At 50.4% G+C, this 5,342-nt stretch carries 7 protein-coding genes; 3 read left to right on the top strand and 4 right to left on the bottom strand.

Annotation, left to right across the window (positions count from 1 at the left end; genetic code table 11):
* A partial coding sequence (locus C7N83_RS15385; RefSeq protein ID WP_211296662.1) for a hypothetical protein occupies nt 1–235 on the top strand: 235 nt, incomplete at its 5' end.
* 585 nt (nt 236–820) lie between these two features.
* Here the strand turns inward: C7N83_RS15385 and luxS are convergent.
* Together luxS and cyaY are read right to left on the bottom strand one after the other, a co-directional pair.
* Nucleotides 821–1,327, bottom strand: coding sequence for an S-ribosylhomocysteine lyase (gene luxS, locus C7N83_RS12830; RefSeq protein WP_106743124.1), 507 nt, complete (start codon nt 1,325–1,327; stop codon nt 821–823).
* Nucleotides 1,328–1,526: 199 nt separating this feature from the next.
* Complete coding sequence (gene cyaY, locus C7N83_RS12825) at nt 1,527–1,850, bottom strand: iron donor protein CyaY (RefSeq protein ID WP_106743123.1); 324 nt, start codon at nt 1,848–1,850, stop codon at nt 1,527–1,529.
* A 70-nt stretch (nt 1,851–1,920) separates the two neighbouring features.
* Between cyaY and lptM the strand changes: the two genes are divergently transcribed.
* A complete protein-coding gene (gene lptM / locus C7N83_RS12820) occupies nt 1,921–2,094 on the top strand; it encodes an LPS translocon maturation chaperone LptM (protein WP_106743121.1) in 174 nt (57 codons plus the stop codon).
* A gap of 3 nt (nt 2,095–2,097) precedes the next feature.
* The gene (gene lysA, locus C7N83_RS12815) at nt 2,098–3,321 is read left to right on the top strand and encodes a diaminopimelate decarboxylase (protein WP_106743120.1); all 1,224 of its coding nucleotides are present in this window, start codon (nt 2,098–2,100) and stop codon (nt 3,319–3,321) included.
* Nucleotides 3,322–3,406: 85 nt separating this feature from the next.
* On the opposite strand, the gene C7N83_RS12810 is transcribed toward lysA, so the two are convergent.
* Nucleotides 3,407–3,625 carry a SlyX family protein gene (locus C7N83_RS12810; RefSeq protein WP_106743118.1) on the bottom strand — a complete coding sequence of 73 codons (219 nt, stop codon included), beginning with the start codon at nt 3,623–3,625 and terminating at the stop codon, nt 3,407–3,409.
* The gene (locus tag C7N83_RS12805) at nt 3,625–5,007 is read right to left on the bottom strand and encodes a Na+/H+ antiporter family protein (RefSeq protein ID WP_106743117.1); all 1,383 of its coding nucleotides are present in this window, start codon (nt 5,005–5,007) and stop codon (nt 3,625–3,627) included. The genes C7N83_RS12810 and C7N83_RS12805 overlap by 1 nt, the downstream gene beginning before the upstream one ends.
* Nucleotides 5,008–5,342 lie beyond the last annotated feature (335 nt).

Genomic DNA, 5,342 nt, shown 5'->3' with positions numbered 1-5,342 from the left:
AAGAATCCATATCTTTCAAAGACTTGTGATCATTAATCTTCCCCGAAACCAATCTGCTGCCAATCAATCCGCCGTTGCAGGTTATCAGCGAATGCTATTTGAAGCCGGAAAACCAGCCCGTATTGCTACCAACGGGAAAGAGCGGTTCGCTTTAACTGCACCCAACGGGCGATTGGCATTGTACGGCAGCGACTCAAAATCACGAAAAAAAGACTTTGAACCACCCGCCAACTGATGAAAACAAACACACCCGCTCCTTGGCGCAATGACAAACTGACGGACAAAGCAACAGACCCATTGTTTATCTTGGCGATCGCATGACTACTGGCCTTACGCCTATACAGCCAAAGGTTAAAAGCCTTATGACACACACAACCGGCAACTGAAAAACATGGCCAATGCGGTTGGAACGGTTCATAACGGTCCATTACTTTCAGCGGGTTTGCATGACTGCCGTATGAACAGCAATATGTGAAAACGCTGTTATTGCCGCCGTTGCCACAAAACAGTGTGATTGTCACGGGCAATGCCTCATTTCATAAAAGACAGGATAGGTGAAACCCATCAAGAATACAGTTTTGGTTAACGCCTTACCGCCCTGACTTTGGTCTGATTGAAAAAAACGGGCGTGGATGAAGCAGAAGGATGGGACGGTTAGATTGTATTGATCCGTTATGCGCTTCTATGTTTATGCGGATTTGTGTCATTTCTTAATTTTTTTTTACTATAGTTAAAATAGCATTATTTGCAAAGAACAAGTTGAAAGGCCGTCTGAAAAATATTTTTCAGACGGCCTTTCAACTTGATTCAGACGGCGGACTCAAACGTTTAGCAGGCTTTCATCCAAAGTCAACTCTTCGTTTTTATTCACAGCAACCTTACGCGCCAACACGTTTTCGGCAATGCCTTGCGCTTCGGCAAGCGAATGCATTTGATAAGTGCCGCATTGGTATTCATTCAACTCGGGGATTTTGCTTTGGTCTTGCACGTTCAACACATCGTTCATTGAGGCCAGCCACGCGTCGGCAACTTGGCTTTCAGACGGCATGCCGATCAGGCTCATATAAAAACCGGTGCGGCAACCCATCGGCGAAATATCGATAATTTCCACATCGCCGCCATTCAAATGGTCGCGCATAAAACCGGCAAACAAATGCTCCAGTGTGTGAATACCTTTTTCCGGCAGAATTTCTTCGTTGGGAATGCAGAAACGCAGGTCGAACACGGTAATCGTGTCGCCTTTCGGGGTGGTCATGGTTTTGGCCACACGCACGGCCGGCGCGTGCATGCGGGTATGGTCAACTTTGAAGCTGTCTAATAAAGGCATGTTGTTTCCTTAATGTTTTTTACTATGAAATAGGAGACGCGACGGCTTCGGTAAAGGCCGTCTGAAACTAAAGCTCCCCCTTTCTCCTGCCTTGCGGGAGAAAGGGCGGAAAGCACAGATAAAGGGATTATGATAAGTCACAGAACTTATTGCTTGATTTTCTCAATACATCGGCGAAATATATCCGCAAAACCCAATTTTACAACACTTCCAACGCCACTTCCCCACCTGAAGCCGCACCCAAGGCATCATTTAACACGGTGAAAAATTCGCTGTTGTCGCGGGTAGACAGCCATTGGCCTTCTTTTTCAGTGAAATGGTAGCCGCCGCTTTTGGCCGCAATCCACAATTCCTGATTAGGCGTGTGGCGGTTGACGATAATCTGCGTGCCGTCTCCGGCTTCGATGGTTAATACGTTCCCGACAAATTGGCAGTCGAAATCCCAGCCGTTTTCGTCGATTTGGTCCTCAATATGGTTGAACAATTCTTCTGTGCGGCGGATAAATTCACTCTCGGTCATCATGGCTTTTTGTGTGTTTTTTGTTTAAGATACTCAATCTTGCCACATTCACGCTCAACACGAAAGTTTTCCCATGAAATCCTGCTTATTTTTATCGGTTGCGGCGGCGGTTTTACTGTCGGCCTGCGGTTACAAAGGCGATTTGTATTTGCCCAAGGAAGGTGACAAAGCACGTTTCGGTGTGATTCAAACCGGCCTCGAATTTAACCGCAACTCAAAAGAACCCACCACCCAATCACCAGATTAAACCATGACGACACCATATTGCGAACATGTACCCTTCACCCATCTGGCCGAAGAGTTCGGCACGCCGCTGTATGTTTACAGCCAAGCCGCACTGACTGAAGCCTTTGGCGCTTACACTTCCGCTTTTGCTGCACTCGACCCGCTGATTTGCTATGCGGTCAAAGCCAACAGCAATTTAAGCATCATCAAACACTTTGCCGCACTCGGCAGCGGCTTCGACATCGTATCCGGCGGCGAACTGGCGCGCGTGTTGGCGGCAGGCGGCGATGCGGCGAAAACCATTTTCTCCGGCGTGGGTAAAAGCGAAACTGAAATTGAATTTGCGCTCCATGCCGGCGTGAAATGCTTCAATATGGAAAGCATTCCCGAAATTGACCGTATTCAAAAAGTAGCGGCCAAACTCGGTACCGTCGCACCCGTGTCTCTGCGCGTCAATCCCGATGTCGATGCCAAAACCCACCCATATATCTCCACCGGCCTGAAAGCCAACAAATTCGGCATTGCTTACGCCGATGCGCCGGCCGCCTACCAATACGCCGCACAGCAACCCAATCTCAAAATCGTCGGCATTGACTGCCACATCGGTTCGCAACTGACCGACTTAAGTCCGCTGGTCGAAGCGTGCGAACGCATTTTACTGTTGGCGGATACCTTGGCCGAACACGGCATCGTATTAGAGCATCTCGATTTGGGCGGCGGCGTCGGCATCGTATATCAAGACGAAACCATACCTGATTTGGCATCGTATGCCGCCGAAGTGAATAAACGCTTGTCCGGCCGCAACCTGAAACTGATTCTCGAACCCGGCCGCAGTTTGGTCGGCAATGCCGGCACCCTGCTTACACGCGTAGAATTTGTCAAAAAAGGCGAAGTGAAAAACTTCGTGATGGTCGATGCCGCCATGAACGATCTGATGCGCCCCGCCCTTTACGACGCTTACCACCACATTGAAAATGTCGAGCAAGCAGATATCTCCCCGTTTACCGCCGACATCGTCGGCCCGATTTGCGAAACCGGCGACTTCCTCGGCCAAAACCGCCAAATTGCCTGCGAAGCCGGTAATTTATTGGCCGTACGCAGTGCAGGCGCATACAGCGCGAGCATGGCCAGCAACTACAACGCCCGAAACCGCGCAGCGGAAGTGTTGGTCAGCGGCAGCGAAGCCAAACTCATCCGCCAACGCGAAACCTTAGCGCAGCAAATGGCCAACGAATTGGCGTGTTTGTAAGGGTTTGATTTTTTAAAGCTAAAAGGCCGTCTGAAAGTAAAACCAAACTTTCAGACGGCCTTTTGATTGTGTTCAAAACAACAGATCAATAATGCGGCGGAACCTCATCGCGCAAACTGTATTCCTCTCGCTCGCCATTCGCGCCTTTGTCCTGCATCTTCTGATACAGCACACGCATTTGCGCTTGCTGCAAATCCAACGTTTGCTGCATTTTGGCTATGGTATCGCTCAGGCTGGCAATCAGATCGTCTTGTAAGGCCGTCTGAATTTCCAGCTCGGTGATGCGGTTTTCCAATTTTTCCATCACAACACCATCGCGGCAATCCAGCCGGCAATCAAGAGCGGAATATTGTAGTGGATAAAGGTCGGTACGACGGAATCACGGATGTGGTCGTGTTGGCCGTCGACATTCAAGCCCATGGTCGGACCCAAGGTGGAATCAGATGCAGGCGAACCGGCATCACCCAGAGCACCGGCCGTACCAATCAAAGCGATGGTAGCCAGCGGCGAAAAGCCTAAGCTCATGCACAGCGGCACATAAATCGCGGAAATAATCGGCAGAGTGGAAAACGATGAACCGATACCCATGGTTACCAGCAAGCCAACCACCAACATGGCAAACGCGGCCATACCTTTGCTGCCGCCGAATGCGGCCATGCTGCCGTCAACCAGCGGCTGAATGTCACCGGTGGCTTTCATCACGGCGGCAAAACCTTGTGCGGCAATCATCACGAAACCGATCATCGCCATCATTTTAATGCCTGCGCCGAAGACATCATTGGCATCACTGCGTTTCACCACGCCCAAGGTCATGAACACGGCAAAACCCAACATCGCACCCAACAGCAAAGCATCGTTATAAATCAACTGAATCGCGAAACACACGGCAATCGCCACCGCCGCCACCAAGCTGCGGTAAGGCGACGGCTCAGGCTGCTTAATGCCGGCATCGTTGTTGTCGGTGTCGATTTGGCTGTTTTGGTAAACACGCGGTTTGCGGTAGTGGATAAACGCCAGCAACAAGCCGCTGACCATGCCCAAAGCCGGCACCACCATCGCCTGAATCACGCTCAAACCATCAGTGTTCAAACCGGCAGATTTAATGTTGCTCAACAAAATTTCGTTCAAGAAAATCGCGCCAAAACCATAAGGCAGAAACATATATGTCGTCACCAGGCCGAAAGTAATCACACAGGCAATCAGGCGGCGGTCAACCTGCAGGCGGTTAAACACCAGCAACAGTGGCGGCACAATCATCGGAATAAAGGCAATGTGAATCGGCACCACGTTTTGGCTCACCACGCCCATCACCAGCAACACCGTCAGCAAAGTCCATTTTACCGAACCGCCGCTGCGGTTGACCTGATCGGGCACACTGCCTCTATTAAGTTTGCGCACCACCGCACCAGCCAATTGCTGCGGCAGGCCCGAATGGGTAATCGCCATCGCAAACGCACCCAACATGGCATACGATAACGCAATCTTCGCCCCACCGGCCAAACCGTTTTGGAACACGGTAATAATGCCCTCTTGCGACACTGCGCCGGCTGCGTCTTTCAAATCAGCCAACGGCATACCGGCAATCAGACCGCCGAAAAACGCGCCAATGACCAAACTCAGCACCACGTGCACCCTTGCCAGCGACAACGCCAGCATCACCACTACTGCAATTACAACGGCATTCATGCCCTTTCTCCATTTTTTGTTGTAAGAAAACAGCTTCCTGATGAAACACCAAAAAGAAAATCGCATCATAACATAAATTTACATCGGTATGGCATGCACCGCAACAAAATGCCAAAATGCACCAAGGCCGTCTGAAACTTCAGACGGCCAGAGCCCTTTGCAAAGCCTTAATCAAAAAAGCTGACTTAGGTCATTAAGTAGGCTTTTTTCATGTCCAACGCCCTACCGCCCCCGTATTCCCTGTCTTCAGGGCGTATTTTACCCTTTCAGGCCGCAGCAGGCACACGGAGCCTGCTGGCAGACTTTAGTTAGGTTGGCACAAACCGCCTTTAAAC

It is taken from the genome of Neisseria iguanae (genome assembly GCF_003013245.1).
In the GTDB taxonomy this organism is placed as follows: Bacteria; Pseudomonadota; Gammaproteobacteria; order Burkholderiales; family Neisseriaceae; genus Neisseria; species Neisseria iguanae.
Note: the sequence above shows the minus strand (reverse complement) of the source record. Positions and strands in the feature narration are given on the sequence as shown.